14 protein-coding genes are annotated in these 18,717 nt (G+C 66.1%); 11 read left to right on the top strand and 3 right to left on the bottom strand.

Going from position 1 to position 18,717, the window contains the following annotated elements:
• The first annotated feature begins 34 nt into the window (after nt 1–34).
• The 8 genes from lpqB to AC51GR_RS04240 all read left to right on the top strand — a co-directional run bounded on the left by lpqB (nt 35) and on the right by AC51GR_RS04240 (nt 10,806).
• A complete protein-coding gene (lpqB, locus tag AC51GR_RS04205) occupies nt 35–1,807 on the top strand; it encodes an MtrAB system accessory lipoprotein LpqB (RefSeq protein WP_496323374.1) in 1,773 nt (590 codons plus the stop codon).
• Between the two features lie 117 nt (nt 1,808–1,924).
• Nucleotides 1,925–2,608, top strand: coding sequence for a ComF family protein (locus tag AC51GR_RS04210; RefSeq protein WP_496323375.1), 684 nt, complete (start codon nt 1,925–1,927; stop codon nt 2,606–2,608).
• Between the two features lie 403 nt (nt 2,609–3,011).
• Nucleotides 3,012–3,671 carry a ribosome hibernation-promoting factor, HPF/YfiA family gene (gene hpf, locus AC51GR_RS04215; protein WP_496324074.1) on the top strand — a complete coding sequence of 220 codons (660 nt, stop codon included), beginning with the start codon at nt 3,012–3,014 and terminating at the stop codon, nt 3,669–3,671.
• Between the two features lie 201 nt (nt 3,672–3,872).
• The gene (secA, locus tag AC51GR_RS04220; protein WP_496323376.1) at nt 3,873–6,719 is read left to right on the top strand and encodes a preprotein translocase subunit SecA; all 2,847 of its coding nucleotides are present in this window, start codon (nt 3,873–3,875) and stop codon (nt 6,717–6,719) included.
• 181 nt (nt 6,720–6,900) lie between these two features.
• On the top strand, nt 6,901–7,446 hold the full coding sequence (locus AC51GR_RS04225) for an Rv3235 family protein (protein ID WP_496323377.1): 546 nt from the start codon (nt 6,901–6,903) through the stop codon (nt 7,444–7,446).
• Between the two features lie 90 nt (nt 7,447–7,536).
• A complete protein-coding gene (locus tag AC51GR_RS04230; protein ID WP_496323378.1) occupies nt 7,537–8,973 on the top strand; it encodes a wax ester/triacylglycerol synthase family O-acyltransferase in 1,437 nt (478 codons plus the stop codon).
• 34 nt (nt 8,974–9,007) lie between these two features.
• Nucleotides 9,008–9,541 carry a DUF6912 family protein gene (locus tag AC51GR_RS04235; RefSeq protein ID WP_496323379.1) on the top strand — a complete coding sequence of 178 codons (534 nt, stop codon included), beginning with the start codon at nt 9,008–9,010 and terminating at the stop codon, nt 9,539–9,541.
• 143 nt (nt 9,542–9,684) lie between these two features.
• Nucleotides 9,685–10,806: a ferredoxin reductase gene (locus AC51GR_RS04240; RefSeq protein WP_496323380.1), complete on the top strand. Its 1,122-nt coding sequence runs from the start codon at nt 9,685–9,687 to the stop codon at nt 10,804–10,806.
• A 72-nt stretch (nt 10,807–10,878) separates the two neighbouring features.
• Here AC51GR_RS04240 and AC51GR_RS04245 read toward each other — a convergent pair whose 3' ends face one another.
• Nucleotides 10,879–12,315, bottom strand: coding sequence for a DEAD/DEAH box helicase (locus tag AC51GR_RS04245; RefSeq protein WP_496323381.1), 1,437 nt, complete (start codon nt 12,313–12,315; stop codon nt 10,879–10,881).
• A gap of 418 nt (nt 12,316–12,733) precedes the next feature.
• On the opposite strand from AC51GR_RS04245, the gene AC51GR_RS04250 reads away from it, so the two are divergent.
• Both AC51GR_RS04250 and AC51GR_RS04255 read left to right on the top strand, forming a co-directional pair.
• Nucleotides 12,734–14,035 carry a fatty acid desaturase family protein gene (locus tag AC51GR_RS04250; RefSeq protein ID WP_496323382.1) on the top strand — a complete coding sequence of 434 codons (1,302 nt, stop codon included), beginning with the start codon at nt 12,734–12,736 and terminating at the stop codon, nt 14,033–14,035.
• 112 nt (nt 14,036–14,147) lie between these two features.
• A complete protein-coding gene (locus AC51GR_RS04255) occupies nt 14,148–15,401 on the top strand; it encodes a fatty acid desaturase family protein (RefSeq protein ID WP_496323383.1) in 1,254 nt (417 codons plus the stop codon).
• Between the two features lie 91 nt (nt 15,402–15,492).
• On the opposite strand, the gene rsgA is transcribed toward AC51GR_RS04255, so the two are convergent.
• Both rsgA and aroA read right to left on the bottom strand, forming a co-directional pair.
• Nucleotides 15,493–16,485, bottom strand: a complete 993-nt coding sequence (gene rsgA, locus AC51GR_RS04260; protein WP_496323384.1) for a ribosome small subunit-dependent GTPase A — start codon at nt 16,483–16,485, stop codon at nt 15,493–15,495.
• A complete protein-coding gene (aroA, locus tag AC51GR_RS04265) occupies nt 16,482–17,744 on the bottom strand; it encodes a 3-phosphoshikimate 1-carboxyvinyltransferase (RefSeq protein ID WP_496323385.1) in 1,263 nt (420 codons plus the stop codon). Before aroA ends, rsgA begins: the two co-directional genes overlap by 4 nt.
• Nucleotides 17,745–17,877: 133 nt before the next feature.
• Between aroA and AC51GR_RS04270 the strand changes: the two genes are divergently transcribed.
• Nucleotides 17,878–18,624 carry a hypothetical protein gene (locus AC51GR_RS04270; RefSeq protein ID WP_496323386.1) on the top strand — a complete coding sequence of 249 codons (747 nt, stop codon included), beginning with the start codon at nt 17,878–17,880 and terminating at the stop codon, nt 18,622–18,624.
• Nucleotides 18,625–18,717: the final 93 nt, after the last annotated feature.

Here is an 18,717-nt window from a genome sequence, read left to right on the forward strand (position 1 = left end):
GGCAGCCGGAGGAACAAGGCGAGGTGGGGTGTCGATGAGTGGTGTGGCCCGTCACCGCGCCGGTCGGGCAAGACTGTGCGCCGGTGTGGTGGCGGTGATCCTGGTCGCCCTGCTGTCGGCCTGCGTGTCGATCCCGAACAACTCGAGCCCGCAACCGCTCGGTTCGCTCGAACGCACGCCACTGAGCACCAACATCCCGACCCCGAGCCCCGGGATGGACCCCGAGTCGCTGGTCCGGAGCTTCCTCAAGGCGTCCGCGCAGCCGGGGTCGGGTCACCTCGCGGCCCGGCAGTTCTTGACGCAGGACGCCTCGGACTCCTGGGACGACCAGGGTGGGGCCCTGTTGCTCGACGAGATCAACGTCCTGAGCGACAAGCGCACCGACGACACGATCACGGTCCGCGTCAACGGGGAGGACACCGGCGAACTGCAACCGAGCGGTCAGCTGATCCCGAGTTCGGGTCGCATCGAGATCCAGTTGTCGCTGACGCGGGTCGACGGCGAATGGCGGATCAACGGGCCGTTGCCTGCCGGTGTCCTGATGGACCGCGAGCAGTTCGAGCTGTCGTATCGGCCACACGCGCTCTACTACCCGAGTTACGACGACCAGCATCTGGTCGTCGATCCGCGCTGGTTCTACACCGGCGGGGACCAGTTGGCCGATCAGCTGATCGGTTTGCTGATCGCCGGACCCGTCGACGATCTACGCGGTGCGGTCATCAACGAGTTCCCGGCCCGGTCGTCGTTGCGCGGGTCGATCGAACCGCTCAGCGGCGGCGGTATCCGGATCGATCTGGTGGGCCTCAGTGGCCTCGGCGGTGCCGAACGCAACCGCTTGGCAGCGCAGATCATCTGGACGCTCAGCGACGCCGACATCAGCGGCCCGTACGTGATCGACGCCGATGGTGCACCGCTGAACGAACGTCACGCGGGCGGATGGCAGACCACCGATGTGGAGTCACTCAATCCGAATCCGCCGACCAGCCCGGTCGGTCTGCACGTCGTCGAGGGCGGTTCGTTGCAGGTGGTCGCCGACAACGCGCTGACCCCGGTTCCCGGCACGCTGGGCGAGACCCGCAATCTCGTCTCGGCGGATCTCTCGGCGGACGGTGGCCGGGTGGCGGCGGTGTCGCAGAACCCCGCGCCGGGTCCGGCGCCGGCGTTGGCGCTCTCGATCGGTGACTACGGTGCCGGGGTGACCCCGGTCATCGAGGGCGGCAAGATCACGCGGCCGTCGTTTGCCGGCGACTCCCAGACGGTGTGGGCGGTGGTCGACGACACCCGGGTCACTCAGGTCACGCAGATGTCGGGCAACAGCCAGGTCACCGAACGGGAAGTGGATTCGTCGGCGATCCGGGCGGTGGCGCAGGGCCCGATCACCGAATTGCAGGTCTCGCAGGACGGCGCCCGTGCGGCGTTGATCGTCGGCGGGCAGGTGGTGCTCGCGATCATCGAGGACCGCACCGACGGACGGTTGCTGTTGTCCAACCCGCTCGGCGCCGCGGCCCTGAACATCGTCGGTGCGGTGTCGCTGGATTGGCTGAGCAGCGAGATGCTGGTGGTCGGACGCAGCTCGGCCGAAGGCCCGGTGGTGCAGCTGCGGATCGACGGGATGCCACCGGGAGCGTTGCCCAGCGGCAACCTCACCCCGCCGGTGACGGCGGTGGTGGCCAGTCCGTCGACGATTTATGCGGCCGACAGTCGCGGCATTCTGCGACTCGGCGGCACCAGCGACGAGCCCGACCAGTACTGGAGCGAAGTCGCCCCGACGATGGGTACGTCGGCGATACCCGTTCTGCCGCACTAGATCTGCGTCAGGACCCCCCGCGCACCTGTGGATCGCGCCGTGGACTGTGGATGAATCCGTGGCAGGCGGCCGTCGCGCATCGGCGGCCGATCTCCGGTGCGGGCATCATCTCCGACCATGGTCGAGCGTGTGTGGCCGGCCCTGGTGGATCTGGTGGTCCCGTTGCACTGCGGCGGATGCGCCAGACCGGGGACCCGGTGGTGCCGGGCGTGCGCCGGCCAGATCTCCGATGCCCCGATCGAGGTCCGGACCCGTGTCGCCCTGTCGGTTCCCGCGTACGCGCTGGGCCGGTACACCGGCGTGCGCCGACAGGCGATTCTCGAGTTCAAGGAGCGTGGTCGCGGTGACCTGTCCGTCCCGTTGGGCCGGGCCGTGGCGGCCGCCCTGCTCTGCCTCGACCGCTGGTCGGAACTACCTGCCGCCGATCGCCTGGTGCTGATACCGGCGCCGACCCGGTCGATGTCGGCCCGTCGGCGCGGCGGCGACCCGGTGACGGCGATCGCCGTTGCCACCGCGGGGGCGCTCGGTGGTGGCACCGCGGTGATGCCGGCGCTCGTCACGTCGATGTGGGCGCGTGACTCGGCGCGCCTGTCGGCGGGGCAGCGAGGTGACAACCTGGCCGGCGCGATCAGGCTCCGTCGGGGCGTCGATCCGCACACCATGGCGGCGCGCACTGAGGGCGCCGCGGTTGTCCTGCTCGACGACGTGCTGACGACGGGCGCGACCGCGTCCGGGTCCGTGGCGGTCCTGCGTCGCGCCGGGGTCGAGGTGCACCTCGTCCTCGTGGTCGCCGCGGCGTGAGTCGCACGTGGTCGTTGCCGGACATGACCGCCGAAACAAATTGGTGGCCAAAGCCATTCGGGTCGACGCAAAGCGGTCGAACCGGATCAAGCGGTCAACACGCCGATGAATGGTCGGGGGTCGATATGTGGCGAACAAGTGGCCGGAGGACTACGGTCGAAGGTGCGTCAGTTAGCCGTACAAAGGTTGCCGAAGCAATTGGTGGCCGGGGGGAGGTGAGAGCCCAACTCAAAGACCGGTTGCCTGAGCGCATGCGCTGCCGGTGGCCGGGATCTCTAGTTCACCGATCCAGGAGGTATCGCAAGTGACGACAAGCGTCGGCAAAGTAGCCGTTTCCGAATCTGGCGAAAGCACAGATTCCAGCACGAGTCCCGACACCCGAACCGACCCATTTGATCCGGGCATATACGTCCGAACCGATTCGTCCGATGAACTGTCCCGCCCTGACGCCGAAGTACAGGTCAGCGGCCGCAACGTCGAAATCCCCGACCACTTCCGCATACACGTGATGGACAAGTTGTCCCGTGTGGAACGGTTCGATCCGACGATCTTCCGGTTTGACGTCGAACTTCACCACGAGCGAAATCGCCGTCAGTCCAAGATCTGTCAGCGGCTCGAGATCACCGCAGTGGGCAAAGGCCCGGTGGTGCGAGGCGAGGCCTGCGCAGACAACTTCTACGCCGCGCTCGATGCCGCGCTTGCGAAACTCCAGTCGCGGCTTCGCCGGACCAAGGACCGCCGCAAGGTCCACCACGGACTGCGAACACCCATATCCGTCGCCGAGGCGACCGCTGCGTCCGATCCGACGCTGAACGGCCAGGCCTCGGAGCAACAGAGCGAGGAAGACCGCTGGGCCGCGGAGAATCCCGAGGTGGCCGGTCCAGGACAGGTCGTCCGCGTCAAGGAGCACCCCGCCGTGCCGATGACGGTCGATGACGCGCTCTATGAAATGGAACTGGTCGGGCACGACTTCTTCCTCTTCCACGACAAGGAAACCGACAAGCCGACCGTCGTCTACCGCAGGCATGCGTTCGACTACGGCTTGATCCGCCTGTCCTCCTGAAGCTCGGCGGTGGGGGCCTGATCCACCTCACCGAAAGCACCGCGGGGCGGGCCCGGATCACCTGCTCTGAAAGCGTGACGGAATGCCCTGATTCGCCTCGCGTGAGTCAGGTGGCCGAGGCGCTCGCTACCATGGAGTCCGACCTGCGGGAATCTGCAGGTCGGATTTCGTGTGTATTCGACCGGATCGAGGGAATTACCAGTGCTCAACAAGCTGCTGCGCGTCGGCGAAGGCCGGATGGTCAAACGCCTGGATGCAATCGCTACGCATGTGGAGACGCTCGACAAAGCGACCGAGGCCTTGTCAGACGCCGAACTCCGGGCAAAAACCGATGAGTTCAAGGAACGTCTTGCCGACGGTGAGACCCTCGATGACCTGCTGCCGGAGGCCTTCGCCGTTGCTCGCGAAGCCGCATGGCGGGTGTTGTCCCAGAAACACTTCCACGTCCAGATCATGGGTGGTGCCGCTCTGCACTTCGGCAACATCGCCGAGATGAAGACCGGTGAGGGCAAAACCCTGACCTGTGTTCTGCCCGCATATCTCAATGCCCTGGCGGGCGAGGGCGTCCACGTCGTCACCGTCAACGACTACCTGGCCAAACGCGACTCCGAATGGATGGGCCGCGTCCACCGCTTCCTGGGTCTGGACACCGCGGTGATCCTGACCGGGATGACCCCGGCCGCGCGTCGTGAGGCCTATGCCGCCGACATCACCTACGGCACCAACAACGAGTTCGGGTTCGACTACCTGCGCGACAACATGGCCCATTCGCTCGGCGATCTGGTCCAGCGGGGCCACTCCTTCGCGGTCGTCGACGAGGTCGACTCGATCCTGATCGACGAGGCCCGGACCCCGCTGATCATCTCGGGTCCGGCCGATTCGTCGAGCAAGTGGTATGCCGAATTCGCCCGCATCGCACCGCTTTTGAAGAAAGACGTCCATTACGAGGTGGACATCCGCAAGCGCACGATCGGTGTGCATGAAGCGGGTGTCGAGTTCGTCGAGGACCAGTTGGGCATCGACAACCTGTACGAGGCCGCCAACTCGCCGCTGGTGAGTTACCTGAACAATGCGATCAAGGTCAAGGAACTCTTCGAGCGCGACAAGGACTACATCGTCCGTAACGGTGAGGTCCTGATCGTCGACGAGTTCACCGGCCGCGTGCTCGAGGGTCGGCGCTTCAACGAGGGACTGCACCAGGCCATCGAGGCCAAGGAGCGCGTCGAGATCAAGGCCGAGAACCAGACCCTGGCCACGATCACCCTGCAGAACTACTTCCGGATGTACGAGAAGCTCTCGGGCATGACCGGTACGGCCCAGACCGAGGCCGCAGAGCTCGACCAGATCTACAAGTTGGGTGTGCTGCCGATCCCGACGAACAAGCCCATGCTCCGGGTGGATCAGACCGACCTGATCTACAAGACCGAAGAGGCGAAGTTCGACGCGGTGGTCGACGACATCACCGAGCGCCACCAAAAGGGTCAGCCCGTCCTGATCGGTACCACCAGTGTGGAACGGTCGGAGTATCTGGCCCGCCAGCTCAAGAAGCGTGGCATCCCGCACAACGTGCTCAACGCGAAGTTCCACGAACAAGAAGCCCAGATCATCGCCGAGGCCGGCCGCAGTGGTGCGGTCACCGTCGCCACCAACATGGCAGGCCGTGGTACCGACGTCGTGCTCGGCGGTAACCCCGACATCCTGGCCGACATCCGCCTGCGCAAGGCCGGTCTGGATCCGGTGGAGACCCCGGACGAGTACGAGGCCGCCTGGGACGAGGTGCTCGCAGCGGTCAAGGCCGAGGTCGCCGAGGACGCGGAGAAGGTGAAGGCAGCCGGCGGCCTGTACGTGCTGGGCACCGAGCGCCACGAATCACGGCGTATCGACGATCAGCTCCGTGGCCGCTCCGGCCGTCAGGGCGATGCCGGCGAGTCCCGGTTCTATCTCTCGCTCGGTGACAGCCTGATGCGCCGGTTCAACGGCGCCGCCCTCGAATCGATCATGAACCGGGTGAACCTGCCCGACGACGTCCCGATCGAGGCGAAGATGGTCACCAAGGCCATCCGCAGCGCGCAGACCCAGGTCGAGCAGCAGAACTTCGAGATCCGCAAGAACGTCCTCAAGTACGACGAGGTGATGAACCAGCAGCGCAAGGTCATCTACGCCGAGCGTCGCACGATCCTCGAGGGTGAGGATCACAGCGAACAGGTCAAACGGATGATCGAAGACGTTGTGGGAGCCTACGTCGTCGGCGCCACGTCCGAGGGTTACACCGAGGACTGGGATCTCGATCAGCTCTGGACCGCTATGCGGACGCTCTACCCGATCGAGCTGGACTACAAGGTCCTGTTCGAGGAGAACGAGTTCGGTGAACGCAAGGACATCACCTCAGAGGAACTGCGCGAGATCCTGGTGACCGACGCCCTGGAGGCGTACGCGAGGCGCGAGAAGGAAATCGAATCGATCGCCGGTCCCACTGCGATGCGTCAGCTCGAACGCACCATCCTGCTCAGCGTTCTGGACCGCAAGTGGCGTGACCACCTCTACGAGATGGACTACCTGCGGGAAGGTATCCACCTGCGGTCGATGGCGCAGCGCGACCCGGTGGTGGAGTACCAGCGCGAAGGGTACGACATGTTCATCGGCATGCTCGACGGACTGAAGGAGGAGTCGGTCGGATTCCTGTTCAACGTCAGCGTCGAAGCCACCCCGGCACAGCCGGCGGCGGCCGCGGCCGCGGCTCCGCCGTCGATGTCGAAGGCACCGGCCGCCCCGGCGCCGTTGCCCACCGAGCAGGCCGCTCCGGCTCGCCCGGTCGCACCGGCGGCCCCGGCAGCGTTGCGGGCCAAGGGAATCGACGACGGCTCGGCCAATGCCGGTCTGACGTTCAGCGGTCCGTCCGAAACCGGTGGCACCACGGTGCGCCGGTCCAGCGGAACCGCCGGCGGTTCCACCGATGGACAGGCCGGTACCCGCAAGGAACGCCGCGCAGCTGCGCGGTCGGGATCCAAGGGTGGCGCGAAGCCGCCCAAGACCCGCAAGAAGCACTGACACCCGCCAACAACGCGCGGAACGACCAGCGCTGGGCGTGAACGCCCCGTAGAACCCGGATACCCCCGTTCCGGTTCCGAAGGAACCAGGAACGCGCAGTGCACGTCGTACTGCTGGTATCCGGGTTCTCCGGCTATCGGGCCGGGTTGTCGCCGGTCGCAGACACGGCCCGGGGGGCGCCATGACAACAACCGATATCGCCGAGACCGACGAGGACGCGGTCGGGGGGATCGGTGGTCTGCGGATCACCCGGGTGCCCTTCAGCGAGACGCCGCCGCTGGGTCTCGGGCCTGGTCCGGTGGTGCCGGAATCGGGTTCCGGAGTCGAAGTCCTCGCGGCCCGGCGCACCGCGGTAGCGCCGCCCGAACCCGTCGACGTCGAGCTGCGGCGCTTCGCCATCCACGCCACCACGGTCCTGCTGGAGGTCTTGGGCGGCAGGCGGCCGTTCGCTCATCTGGCGGAGGTGGCGGTACCGAAGATCGCCGATCAATTCCGGGTGTTGCTCGCCGATCAGGCGAGGGGACCGGCCTGCACGCTGCTACGCCTGCACACCCAGCACACCAGCTCGGACATCGCCGAGATCACCGTCGTGTACCGCCGGGGAGAGCGCGTCCAGGCGATGGGCGCTCGCGTCGAGCGTCGACTGATGCCCATCCGTGCGTCGACGCCCGGCGGCCCGCGGCGTAAGGCGCGACGATGCGTCCTGGTGTCGGTGAGTGTCGGATGAGGCCGGTCCGGGCCCGGGAGGTTCGATGACCGGCGCTCGGCAAGCGGTTCGCGGAGAGCGGGCGCGGACCCGCCGGTTACGATTGGCGCTGTGAACCGGCTCTCGCCTCAGGATTCGATGTACTACTACCTCGATGACCGCGGTTCGACCACGCAGGTGGGTTCTCTGCTGATCCTCGAGCGCCGGCCGGATGGCCTGGACTACCAGGGATTGCTGCGTACCGTCGAGAGCCGATTGCAGCTCGTCCCGCGGTATCGGAAGAAGATCCGTGAGGTCACGCTCGGTCTGGCCCGCCCGGTGTGGGTCGACGACCACGAGTTCGACATCACCTACCACGTCCGCCGCTCCGCACTGCCCAGTCCGGGCGCCGACGACCAGCTCCACGATCTGGTCGCCAGGCTGATGTCGCGCCCGCTGGAGCGCACCCGGCCGCTGTGGGAGATGTACCTGGTCGAGGGATTGTCCGATGACCGGATGGCGGTCCTGACCAAGACCCATCGCTCCCTGGTCGACGGATCCGAGGCCTTCGAGATCAATCAGATCATCGTCGACGACACCCGCGAGCCACCACCGATGCCCGAGGACCTGTGGCTGCCCGACCGTGAGCCGGGTTCTCGCGAACTGGTGGTCGGTGCGATCACCGACGTCGTGACCCGGCCCTGGGAGATGGTCGACCAGGTGCGGGCGGCGTCCAATCAGCTGGCCTCGGCGGGCCAAGCGCTCGCCGGTGCGTTCCGCCGCGTCGAATCGGTGATGAAGATGGCCACCACCTCCGCCCCGTCGAGCCCACTGAACGGTGCCACGGCCCCCACCCGCCGGTTCACCGTCGCGTCCTGTTCCGCCGAGGACTGTGTGGACATCGCCGAGCGTCACGGTTGTACCCCCAACGATGTGCTCCTCGCGGCCATCGCGGGTGCGATCCGGCGCTGGCTGCTCTCGCGGTCACTGGCCGTCGATCAAGTGGAGACCGTGCGTGTCATGGTGCCGTTGTCGGCGTACCCGGCGGGGGCGGACGAACCCGAGTTCGATTCCGATCTCGATGCGCAGGGGGAGTCCTCGTCCGCATCGTGGATGGTCGGCGGACTACACGGCTTCGTCACGGATCTGCCGGTGGGAGAACCGAATCCGGCGGTTCGGCTCTCACAGGTCGCGCAACTGGCGGAGCGGCACTCACACTCGGGCCGCAACTGGTCGGCGGCGGTCGAACCGTGGATCCCGGAGATCGGGCCTGCCACGTTCCATGCGATGAGCGCGCGGGCGGCGGCGTCGTTGTCGCGCCGATCCTTCAATGTTCCGGTCACCATCGCCCGCGGTCCGCGCTCGGCACAGTACCTCGGTGGCAACGAGATCCTGGCCATCTATCCCGTCCCGTCCCTGGTCCGCCGGCGTGCGCTGGCCATCGGGCTCACGTCGTACAACGGCCGGATCTTCTTCGGTTTCAACGCCGATCGCCGGGTGATGTGGGATCTCGGCGCGATGGCCGAGTACCTCACCGACTCGTTCGAAGAATTGCTCCCACAACGGTGACATCCCCACCGCGTTCCCTCCCTGGAAAGGCCCGATGAGAATCTATCTGCCCGCCACCCTGTCGATGCTGACAGAACTGAACACCACCGGTGAGTTCGTGCCGGTCGGCGGAACGGCGTTTGCGCTCACACCTGCGCTGCGTGAGTCGTACCTCGACGGTGACGACGAGGAGCTCGCCGAGGCGGCGATCCGGGAGGCCGCGCGTGCCTCGCTCCGGCTTCTGGCCGCCGAACAGGACGAGGACGGTGACAAGGACGACGACTCCGAGAGCGCCACGCCGCTGCCGCCCCGGCGGGTGGTGATCGCCGCCGACGTCGACGAGGTGAAGCTTCGTCCCGATCTCGATGTCGCGGTGGTGAAAACTTCTCGGGTGGTTCCGCTTTCGGCGGTCGCATCCCTGCTGGTCGATGGCAGCGACGCGGAGGAGAAGGTGCTGCGGGCCATGGAGGTCGTCGATGCCGCAGATCTCGGTGACGAGGATGCCGAACTCGCCATCGGCGATGTCGAAGATTTCGACCTGGGCTGGTACGCCACCCAGGAGCTCCCTTTCCTGCTGGAACTGCTCTGAACGGAATGCTCGTCCGCGCAGTGATGCGAGCCTCTCGCGCTGTGTTCGGACCCTAACCTACGGTAGCGTAAGTTAGCAGCAAAATGGAGCCGAGACGAAGCCGAAGGCGGAGCTCGCAACAGCTTGTCGAATGGAGATATCTGATGGGTTGGCGTGAACGATTCGAGGAGCCGGTTCGCGATATCGCGAGCCGTAGCCGAGCGGTGAATCTGGTTCGTGCCGCAGCGGCGCGGGTCACCACACCGCTGCTGCCCGACGACTACCTGCATCTGGCCAATCCGTTGTGGTCGGCGCGGGAACTGCGCGGCAAGATCGTCGAGGTCCGGCCCGAAACCGATGATTCGGCAACACTTGTCATCAAGCCGGGCTGGGGATTCTCGTTCGACTACCAGCCCGGCCAGTACATGGGTATCGGTGTCCTGGTCGAGGGCCGCTGGACCTGGCGGTCGTACTCGCTGACATCGGTACCGCAGACCACCTCCGACACCCATGGCAAGGTCGTGTCGATCACGGTGAAGGCGATGGCCGAGGGTTTCCTGTCCGGACACCTGGTGAACGGTCTCGCGCCGGGCACCGTGGTGCGGCTGGCCCCGCCCCAGGGGGAGTTCGTCCTTCCGGCGGAGCTCCCGGAGAAACTGTTGTTCGTCACCGCGGGCAGCGGCATCACGCCGATCATGTCGATGCTGCGGACGATGGCATCACGCAAACAGCACACCGACGTCCAACTGATCCATTCGGTTCCGACCGACAAGGACCTGATGTTCGCCGATGAGCTCAAGCAGTTCGAGGCCGACGGTCTGCTGCGGGTGCACATCCAGCGGACGCGTGCCGAGGGCAAGATCGATCCGGCGGCGCTCGACACACTGTGCCCCGATTGGGCGCAGCGACAGACGTGGGCATGTGGTCCGGCGGCCTTGCTGGATTCGCTGACCCAGAAGTGGACACAGGCCGGCCTGCGTGACCATCTGCACATCGAGCGATTTGCTCTCGAGCGCGGTGAGGTCGGTGCCGAAGGCGGCACGGTCACCTTCTCGAAGACCGGGCGTACCGCGAGTGTCGACGGTGCGACCACATTGATGACCGCCGGTGAGGACGCCGGTGTCCAGATGCCGTTCGGATGCCGGATGGGTATTTGTCAGAGCTGTGTGGTGATGCTCGACAAGGGCGTCGTCCGGGACCTGCGCAGCGGTGCGGAACATGTTGCCGGAGAACGAATCCAGACGTGTATCAGTGTTGCGGCCGGGGATTGCACCCTCGAGGTCTGACCTGACACCGACAAAAAAGTGGGGCCCGAGTTCTTCAACTCGGGCCCCACTTCTTTGAGATTTTCCGAAAGACTAGCGGGCGCTGCTCGAATGCGGCTGGCTGCGACGTGCGCCGCCACCCTGCGACGATCCGCGGCTACGGCCACCTTCCGAATGACCTGCTGCGCGGCCGGCCTGCGAGCGGGCGCTCTGGCCGCGGCCGCGGCCCTCGTACGGTGCCGATCCGTCGGCGGTGGGACGCGGGCGGCGACCGGCGGTGCTGCGGCTGCCCGGCGACTTCACCGAACGGTTGGGAACCGAGGTGACCGCAGGCGGGGCGATCAGATCGGCGGTCTCGCCGACCAGGGTCTTGAGCTCTGCCGACTCGGCGGTCACCCGGATCGGGGTCGCCTTGATGGCGGCCTTGCGCAGCAGCTGCGACATGTCGCGACGCTGCTCCGGCAGGGTCAGGGTGACGACGTCACCGGCGCTGCCCGCACGAGCGGTACGGCCCGAACGGTGCAGGTACGCCTTGTGCTCGGCCGGCGGGTCGACGTGGACGACGAGTTCGACGTCATCGACGTGCACGCCACGGGCAGCAACGTCGGTGGCGACCAGGACGCGTGCCTTGCCGCTGGAGAACGCGAGAAGGTTGCGGTCGCGGGCACCCTGCGAGAGGTTGCCGTGTAGGTCGACGCTGGGGATGCCGGCGTCGGTCAGCTGCTTGGCCAGCTTGCGGGCCTGGTGCTTGGTCCGCATGAACAGGATGCGACGGCCACGGCCGGAGGCGAGTGCGAAGACGACGCCCTTCTTGGCATCGGCACCGGCGACCTCATAGATGTGGTGCGTCATCGCCGAGACGTGCGAGGTGGCCTCGTCGACCGAGTGCATGACCGGCTGGTTCAGGAAACGCTTGACCAGCTTGTCGACGCCGTTGTCGAGCGTTGCCGAGAACAGCAGCCGCTGGCCGCCTTCGGGGGTGGCGGTCAGGATGCGGGTGACGCCGGGCAAAAAGCCCAGGTCGGCCATATGGTCCGCCTCGTCGAGGATGGAGATCTCGACGCGGTCCAGACGCACGAGGCGCTGGCGCATGAGGTCTTCGAGGCGGCCGGGGCAGGCCACCACGATGTCGACGCCGGCGCGCAGTGCCGAAGCCTGGCGACCCTGGGGGACGCCACCGAAGATGGTGGTCACGGTCAGGCCGAGGGCCTGGGCCATCGGCTGGACCACGGCGGTGATCTGGGTGGCGAGCTCGCGGGTCGGGGCCAGGATCAGGCCGCGGGGGCGGCCGGCGCCGGCGGGTGCTCCGGCGGAGAGCCGGGCGACGAGCGGGATGGAGAAGGCGAGCGTCTTGCCACTGCCGGTCTTTCCGCGGCCGAGGACGTCGCGTCCGGCCAAGCTGTCGGGAAGGGTGTCGGCCTGGATCGGGAACGGGGCGGTGATGCCACCGGCGGTCAGTGCCTTGACCAGGCGCGGGGGAACACCGAGCTCGGCGAAAGTTGTTGTGGCAGGACTGGATACAGAATTCAAAGAATCACGTTTCTGATTTACGCGGCGTCTCGAGCACGATTCACCGCTGGGTGGCGCGACTGCCCTGATCTGCTGGCCGACGGATGTCGGACACCGCAGGCCGGTGGGCAGTAACGATCGCCGTGTGAATAGCTCAGTGGGGTTGATCAACTCGCGATTGAGTGTGGTCCGGGTTTCCCTGGGGGCCACATCGCGAGGAAGCAGTTCCACGACGGTTCCGCGCATCTTGCGCGAAGTACTCAGTCAGCATAGCCCGGATGCCCGGTTTCTTGCCCACCCGGGGACAGGTGAGATCAGTCTCACCTACCTCTGGACACCTCCCGGACCGTAACCTACGATTGCGTAAGTTACCAGTCCGTAGGTTCGTTGCCATAAGCACTGACCTCGGATTATTACCCCCGACGAGAGGTTCGAAGCGGTGGCAATTACCGACATTCCGGAGTACGCGCACCTGACCGAGGCCGACGTGGAGGCACTTGGTCGTGAGCTCGACGCCATCCGCCGCGACATCGAGAACGAGCGCGGTGAGCGTGACGCCACCTATATCCGCAATGCCATCCGCTTCCAGCGCGGACTCGAGCTGTCCGGCCGTGCGCTGCTGTTCGGCGCCGCCAACCGTAAGGTCTGGGCCCTGGGCGCCGGCGTGCTCGGCGTCTCCAAGATCGTGGAGAACATGGAGCTCGGCCACAACGTCATGCACGGGCAGTGGGATTGGATGAACGATCCGGAGGTGCACTCCACCGGATGGGAATGGGACAACACCGGTCCGTCCGCGCACTGGAAGCACACCCACAACTACATCCATCACAAGTACACCAACGTGCTCGGGATGGACGACGATGTGGGCTACGGCCTGATCCGGGTCACCCGCGACCAGCGTTGGAAGCCCTTCAATCTCGGCAACATCGCCTACAACACCCTGCTGATGCTGTTCTTCCAGTACGGCGTTGCGGTGCAGCATCTCGAGCTCGGCCGGGTGGCCGCGGGCAAGCACCCGGACAAAGAAGCCTTCAAGAAGGATCTGCGCGACGTCGGGATCAAGGTCGGCCGTCAGGTCGGCAAGGACTACGTGGTCTACCCGGCCATGGTGGGTGCGGTGACGCGTTCGCGCAAGAGCTGGGTCCGGGCGATCACTGCGACGTTTGCTGCCAACACGATTCGCAACATCTGGACCAACGCGGTCATCTTCTGTGGACATTTTCCCGACGGGGCCGAGAAGTTCACCAAGCAGGATCTCGAAGACGAGTCGCAGGCCCACTGGTACCTGCGGCAGATGCTGGGCAGCGCGAACTTCAACTGCGGCAAGCCGTTGGCGTTCATGAGCGGAAACCTCAGCTACCAGATCGAGCACCACCTGTTCCCCGACCTGCCGTCCAACCGGTACGCAGAGATCGCCGTCCGGGTTCGGGCCCTGTGCGACAAATACGATCTCCCGTACACCACCGGCCCGTTCCTGCTGCAGTACGCGAAGTCCTGGCGGACGATCGCGAAGCTGTCGCTGCCGAACAAGTACCTGAAGGGCACCGTCGACGACGCCCCCGAGACGGCATCGGAGCTCCGGTTCAAGACCGACCCCGAGCAGCGGCTTGCTGCGACGATCGACCCGAGCACGGGTCGTCGGAAGGGACTGCGCACCGCGATGGACAGGCTGCGTCGGCGTCGCTCACCGGTGGCGGGCATCATCGGTCAGGGCCGGCCGAAGGATGCGCGGGCTGCCTGATCGGCCTGCCGCGTCCGAAGGCCGTACGCTGAAGAAGAACTATGGCGTATGGCCGTGAGCGCGATGCTCACCCGGCCCGGGGATCAACGCCAGCAAGGAGTTACCAGGCACGATGGCAATCAGTGATATCAACGAATACACACATCTGACCGAATCGGATGTGGAGGCGCTCGGCGCCGAACTGGACGCCCTGCGACGGGAGATCGAATCCGATCGCGGCGTTCGGGATGCGACATATCTGCGGCGCACCATCATGGCCCAGCGTGTGCTCGAGGTGAGTGGCCGGATTGCGTTGTTGGGCAGCCGGAACCGGTTCTTCTGGTGGTCGGGCACGGCGCTTCTCTCGGCTGCGAAGATCATCGAGAACATGGAGCTCGGCCACAACGTCATGCACGGCCAGTGGGATTGGATGAACGATCCCGAGGTCCACTCCACGTCCTGGGAATGGGACATGGTCTGTTACTCGGGTCACTGGAAGCACTCCCACAACTACATTCATCACAAGTACACCAACGTGATGGACATGGATCACGACATCGGCTATCGACTGCTGCGGGTGACCCGCGACGAGGAATGGCAGTGGAAGCACTCCTACCAGGTGCTCGCGAACCTGTTCCTGGCCGCCACCTTCGAGTGGGGCATCGGGCTGCACGACATCGAGCTGAAGGACTATCTCGAGGGCAAGAAGCCGGCGGAGATCGCGGTCCCGCAGATCAAGGACTTCAGCAAGAAGATCATCCGGCAGATGGCCAAGGATTTTGTGATCTTCCCCTTGCTGTCGGGCAAGGCGGCGCGAAAGACTCTGACGGCCAACCTGACCGCCAATCTCGCCCGCAACCTATGGGCCTATCTGGTCATCTTCTGTGGGCATTTCCCCGATGGTGCGGAGAAGTTCACCGAGGAGTCACTGGTCGACGAGACGCAGGGCCAGTGGTACCTGCGGCAGATGCTGGGATCGGCGAACTTCAATGCGGGCCCGGCGATGGCGTTCATGAGTGGCAATCTCTGCTACCAGATCGAACACCATCTCTTTCCCGACCTGCCGTCCAACCGGTACGCCGACATCTCGGTGCGGGTGCGCCAGTTGTGCGAGAAGTACGACCTGCCGTACACCACGGGTCCGATCCTGGTGCAGTACTGGCAGACATTCCGGACGATCGCGAAGCTGTCGCTGCCGGACAAGTACCTGATCGCCACCGCTGATGACGCGCCGGAAACGGCCTCGGAGAAGAGGTTTGCCGGTCTCCGGGCGGCTGCGGCCGACCGTGGAAAGCGGATCGTGGCGGCCGGCGAAGGCAGACGTGAGGGCCTCAAGACCGCTATCGCCGAGGTCAAGGCGCGTCGAAAGACATTGCGCGCCAGTTAGTCTCCGCGAACCCACCTGTTCCGGTCCCATCCACCTGTCATGACAGGTGGGTAGGGCCGGAACAGGTGGGTTTGTGCGTTGTGGGAGCCGGTCAATCCCAGTGGTTGGCCACGCTCAGTGCGCTGATGAGTTCGCGAACTGCCATGGCCCGGCGATGGTGTTGGCCGGTCAGGGAGTCGAGGGCGCACTCGGGGTCGGCGGGCGGTCCGAGATGCGTGCAGCCGCGCGGGCAGTCTTTGATCGTCTCGCTCAGATCGTCGAACGCCTTGATCACGTCCTCGGGGCCGATGTGCGCCAGGCCGAACGAGCGGATGCCGGGGGTGTCCACCACCCAGCCACCGCCGGGCAGTGGCAGGACGACCGACTGGGTGGACGTGTGCCGTCCCTTGCCGACGCCGGACACGACAGCCGTGGCCCGATAGGCGTCGGGCACAAGACGATTCACCAGGGTCGACTTGCCGACCCCACTGTGGCCGATGAGCGCGGTGACCTTACCCGCGAGCAGTTTCTGGGCCGGCTCAAGCGGATCGTCGCGGCCGGCGATCAGTACCGGTAGATCGAGGTCGGCGAAGGACGACCGGAACGATTCCGGGTCGGCCAGGTCGCTCTTCGTCAGACACAGAACCGGCTGCAGTCCGCCGACATAGGCTGCGGCCAGCGCTCGTTCGACAAACCCGGTCCGCGGTGGGGGATCGGCCAGGGCCGTGACGATCAGCAGTTGATCGGCGTTGGCCACCACGATCCGTTCATACGGATCGGTGTCATCGGCGGTGCGCCGCAACACGGTTCGCCGCGGGGCGACCCGCACGATCCGGGCCAGCGTATCGGGTTTGCCCGACAGGTCACCGACCACCGACACGTCGTCGCCGACGACGATCGGGGTGCGGCCGAGCTCTCGGGCGCGCATGCAGACGACCCGGGTGTCCTGGTTGTCTTCGAGCACGACACCCCACCGGCCGCGGTCGACGGAGACCACCATCGCGGTGGCCGCGTCGTCGTGGGTGGGGCGGGTCTTGGTGCGCGGCCGACTACTCCGGCCCGGGCGTATCCGGACGTCGGATTCGTCGTACTCCCGTTTGCTCAAGCGCTGATCATCCTCGCCCACATGGCCGGAAAGTCCGGCAGTGTCTTGGCCGTGGTCTCGATGTCGTCGACGTCGACGCCCTCGGTCACCAACCCGATCAGGGCTCCGGCAGTTGCCATCCGATGATCGGCGTACGAATGCCAGAGGCCACCGTGCAATGGTGCCGGTTCGATGATCAGCCCGTCGTCGGTCTCGCGGCAGGCCCCCCCGAGGCGGTTGATCTCGGTGCGCAGCGCATACAGCCGGTCGGTTTCGTGTCCGCGGAGATGTGCCACGCCGGACAGTGTCGAGGTGCCCTCGGCGAGTGCGCAGAGCGCGGCCACCGTTGGGGTCAACTCTCCGATGGCGCTCATGTCCCAGGTGATGCCTTGCAGCACTTCGGGTCCGGTGACGGTCAGCAGTCCGGCGGCCAGGCCGGTGACACAGCCCATCGCCTCGAGGATGTCGACGATCGCGGCTCCGGGCTGGGTGGTGGCACTGGGCCACCGCGGAACGCTGACGCTGCCGCCGGCCACGGCTGCGGCGGCGAGAAAGGCTGCCGCGTTCGACAGATCCGGTTCGATCTGCCAGTTCACCGCGCGGACCGGACCCGGAGCGATGTGCCAGCGGTCGGGGACCGAGGTGTCCACGACAACCCCGGCCTCCGCGAGCATCTCGATGGTCATCTCGATGTGGGGCATCGACGGAACGGGCGTGCCCGAGTGGGTGATCGTGACGCCTTCGGTGAAGCCCGCGCCGGAGAGGAGCAACCCGGAGACGAACTGCGAAGAGGCGGACGCGTCGATGGTGACCGGACCGCCACGGACTGATCCGGTGGCCTCGATGGTGAACGGCAGGGCATCCCCGTCGACCTTGACATCGAGGTCGCGCAGCGCGTCGAGAATGGTGTGCAGCGGCCGTGACCGGGCCTGCTCGTCGCCGTCGAAGTGCACCGGCCCGCGCGCCGAGGCGGCCAGGGGCGGCACGAAGCGCATGACGGTTCCGGCCAGACCGCAGTCGATCGTCGCGGCGTGCAGCGGGCCGGGTGTGATCCTCACCGTGGTCGGATCATCGGGGTCCGCCTCGACCCCGACCCCGAGGGCGGCCAGTGCGTCGAGCATGAGGTCGGTGTCGCGACTGCGGAGCGTGCCGGAGACGGTGGACGGACCGTCGGCCTGTGCCGCCAGCACCAGGGCACGGTTGGTGATCGACTTGCTCCCGGGCAGGGTCACCGTCGCGTGCAACGGGCCCGGTGCCAGTGGTGCGTTCCATGAAGTCACCCGACCAGTCTTTCATGTTGTCCGCGACCGGTTGTTTCCCCTGTTCACGGAGGGTGTTTCCGGGCCACCCGTGCGGTCGGTCATTCAACGGACATCCGGTGTCCGGGGCCGTTTCGGTCGCTATGTTCGATCCATGAACCTCAGACTTTCCCACGGCGGAGCAGCGGTGACGCTTTGCGCGGCAGCGCTTTTGGCACTCTCAGCATGCACGGACGACTCGAACGGCGACGCGGAATCGTCCACCGGTGCCGCGGAGTCGTCCGCTGTCGAAGCCACCCCCGCGCAGCCCGATGTCCGTGTCGAGGATCTGATGCTCTCGGAATCGGACTTCCCGGGCACCGGTGAGTACGTCATCCTCGACAAGGCCGCCATCGACGCCGACCAGTCGAGCGATCCCGAGGTCACCCCGGCCAACTGTGCGGCGATCGTCGAGGAAGAGGACAGCACAGACGAGTACGACCGCGCTCGGGTCGAGTACGAGATGGAGGACGGGACCTCGATCGAGACCCAGGTGATCATGGGTGAGACCAGTGACCTTGAGACGGTGGCGGGCCAGGTCGAGACCTGCCCGGCGATGACCATGCGGGGTCCGATCGAGGACGGCACCGAGCTCGTTGCCGAGATGGAGAACTCGGTGCAGGACGTCGAAGGTTCCACCGTGCCGGCCAAGACCATCATCAGCACGGGTACGGCGACGGTGGGAGAGCAGACGGTTCCGATCACCATCCGGTCCACCGGCGCGTACGTCGACGGCACCACCGTGAGCGTTCAGATCACCCTCACCGGTGAGAACGCCGCGAACTGGAACAACTCGGACGAGGCGGTCATGGTCGAGCTGCTCAACAAGCAGATCGCGCTGGTGCAGGACGCTGCGGCGTAGTCGTCGGGCACGGTCAGCCCGCCGCGCCCGGTGGATGACCAGGAGGCCGGTCCGATTGCTGCCGGCTCGCGGCCGTCGATGGGTGATAATGAC

This window comes from Williamsia sp. z71 (assembly GCF_059553375.1).

Excerpts from the sequence above, each read along its gene's own strand:
- lpqB (WP_496323374.1), top strand. The coding sequence starts at position 35 with ATGAGTGGTGTGGCCCGTCACCGCGCCGGTCGGGCAAGACTGTGCGCC.
- AC51GR_RS04255 (WP_496323383.1), top strand. The coding sequence starts at position 14,148 with ATGGCAATCAGTGATATCAACGAATACACACATCTGACCGAATCGGAT.
- AC51GR_RS04225 (WP_496323377.1), top strand. The coding sequence starts at position 6,901 with ATGACAACAACCGATATCGCCGAGACCGACGAGGACGCGGTCGGGGGG.
- AC51GR_RS04235 (WP_496323379.1), top strand. The coding sequence starts at position 9,008 with ATGAGAATCTATCTGCCCGCCACCCTGTCGATGCTGACAGAACTGAAC.
- AC51GR_RS04210 (WP_496323375.1), top strand. The coding sequence starts at position 1,925 with ATGGTCGAGCGTGTGTGGCCGGCCCTGGTGGATCTGGTGGTCCCGTTG.
- AC51GR_RS04270 (WP_496323386.1), top strand. The coding sequence starts at position 17,878 with ATGAACCTCAGACTTTCCCACGGCGGAGCAGCGGTGACGCTTTGCGCG.
- AC51GR_RS04240 (WP_496323380.1), top strand. The coding sequence starts at position 9,685 with ATGGGTTGGCGTGAACGATTCGAGGAGCCGGTTCGCGATATCGCGAGC.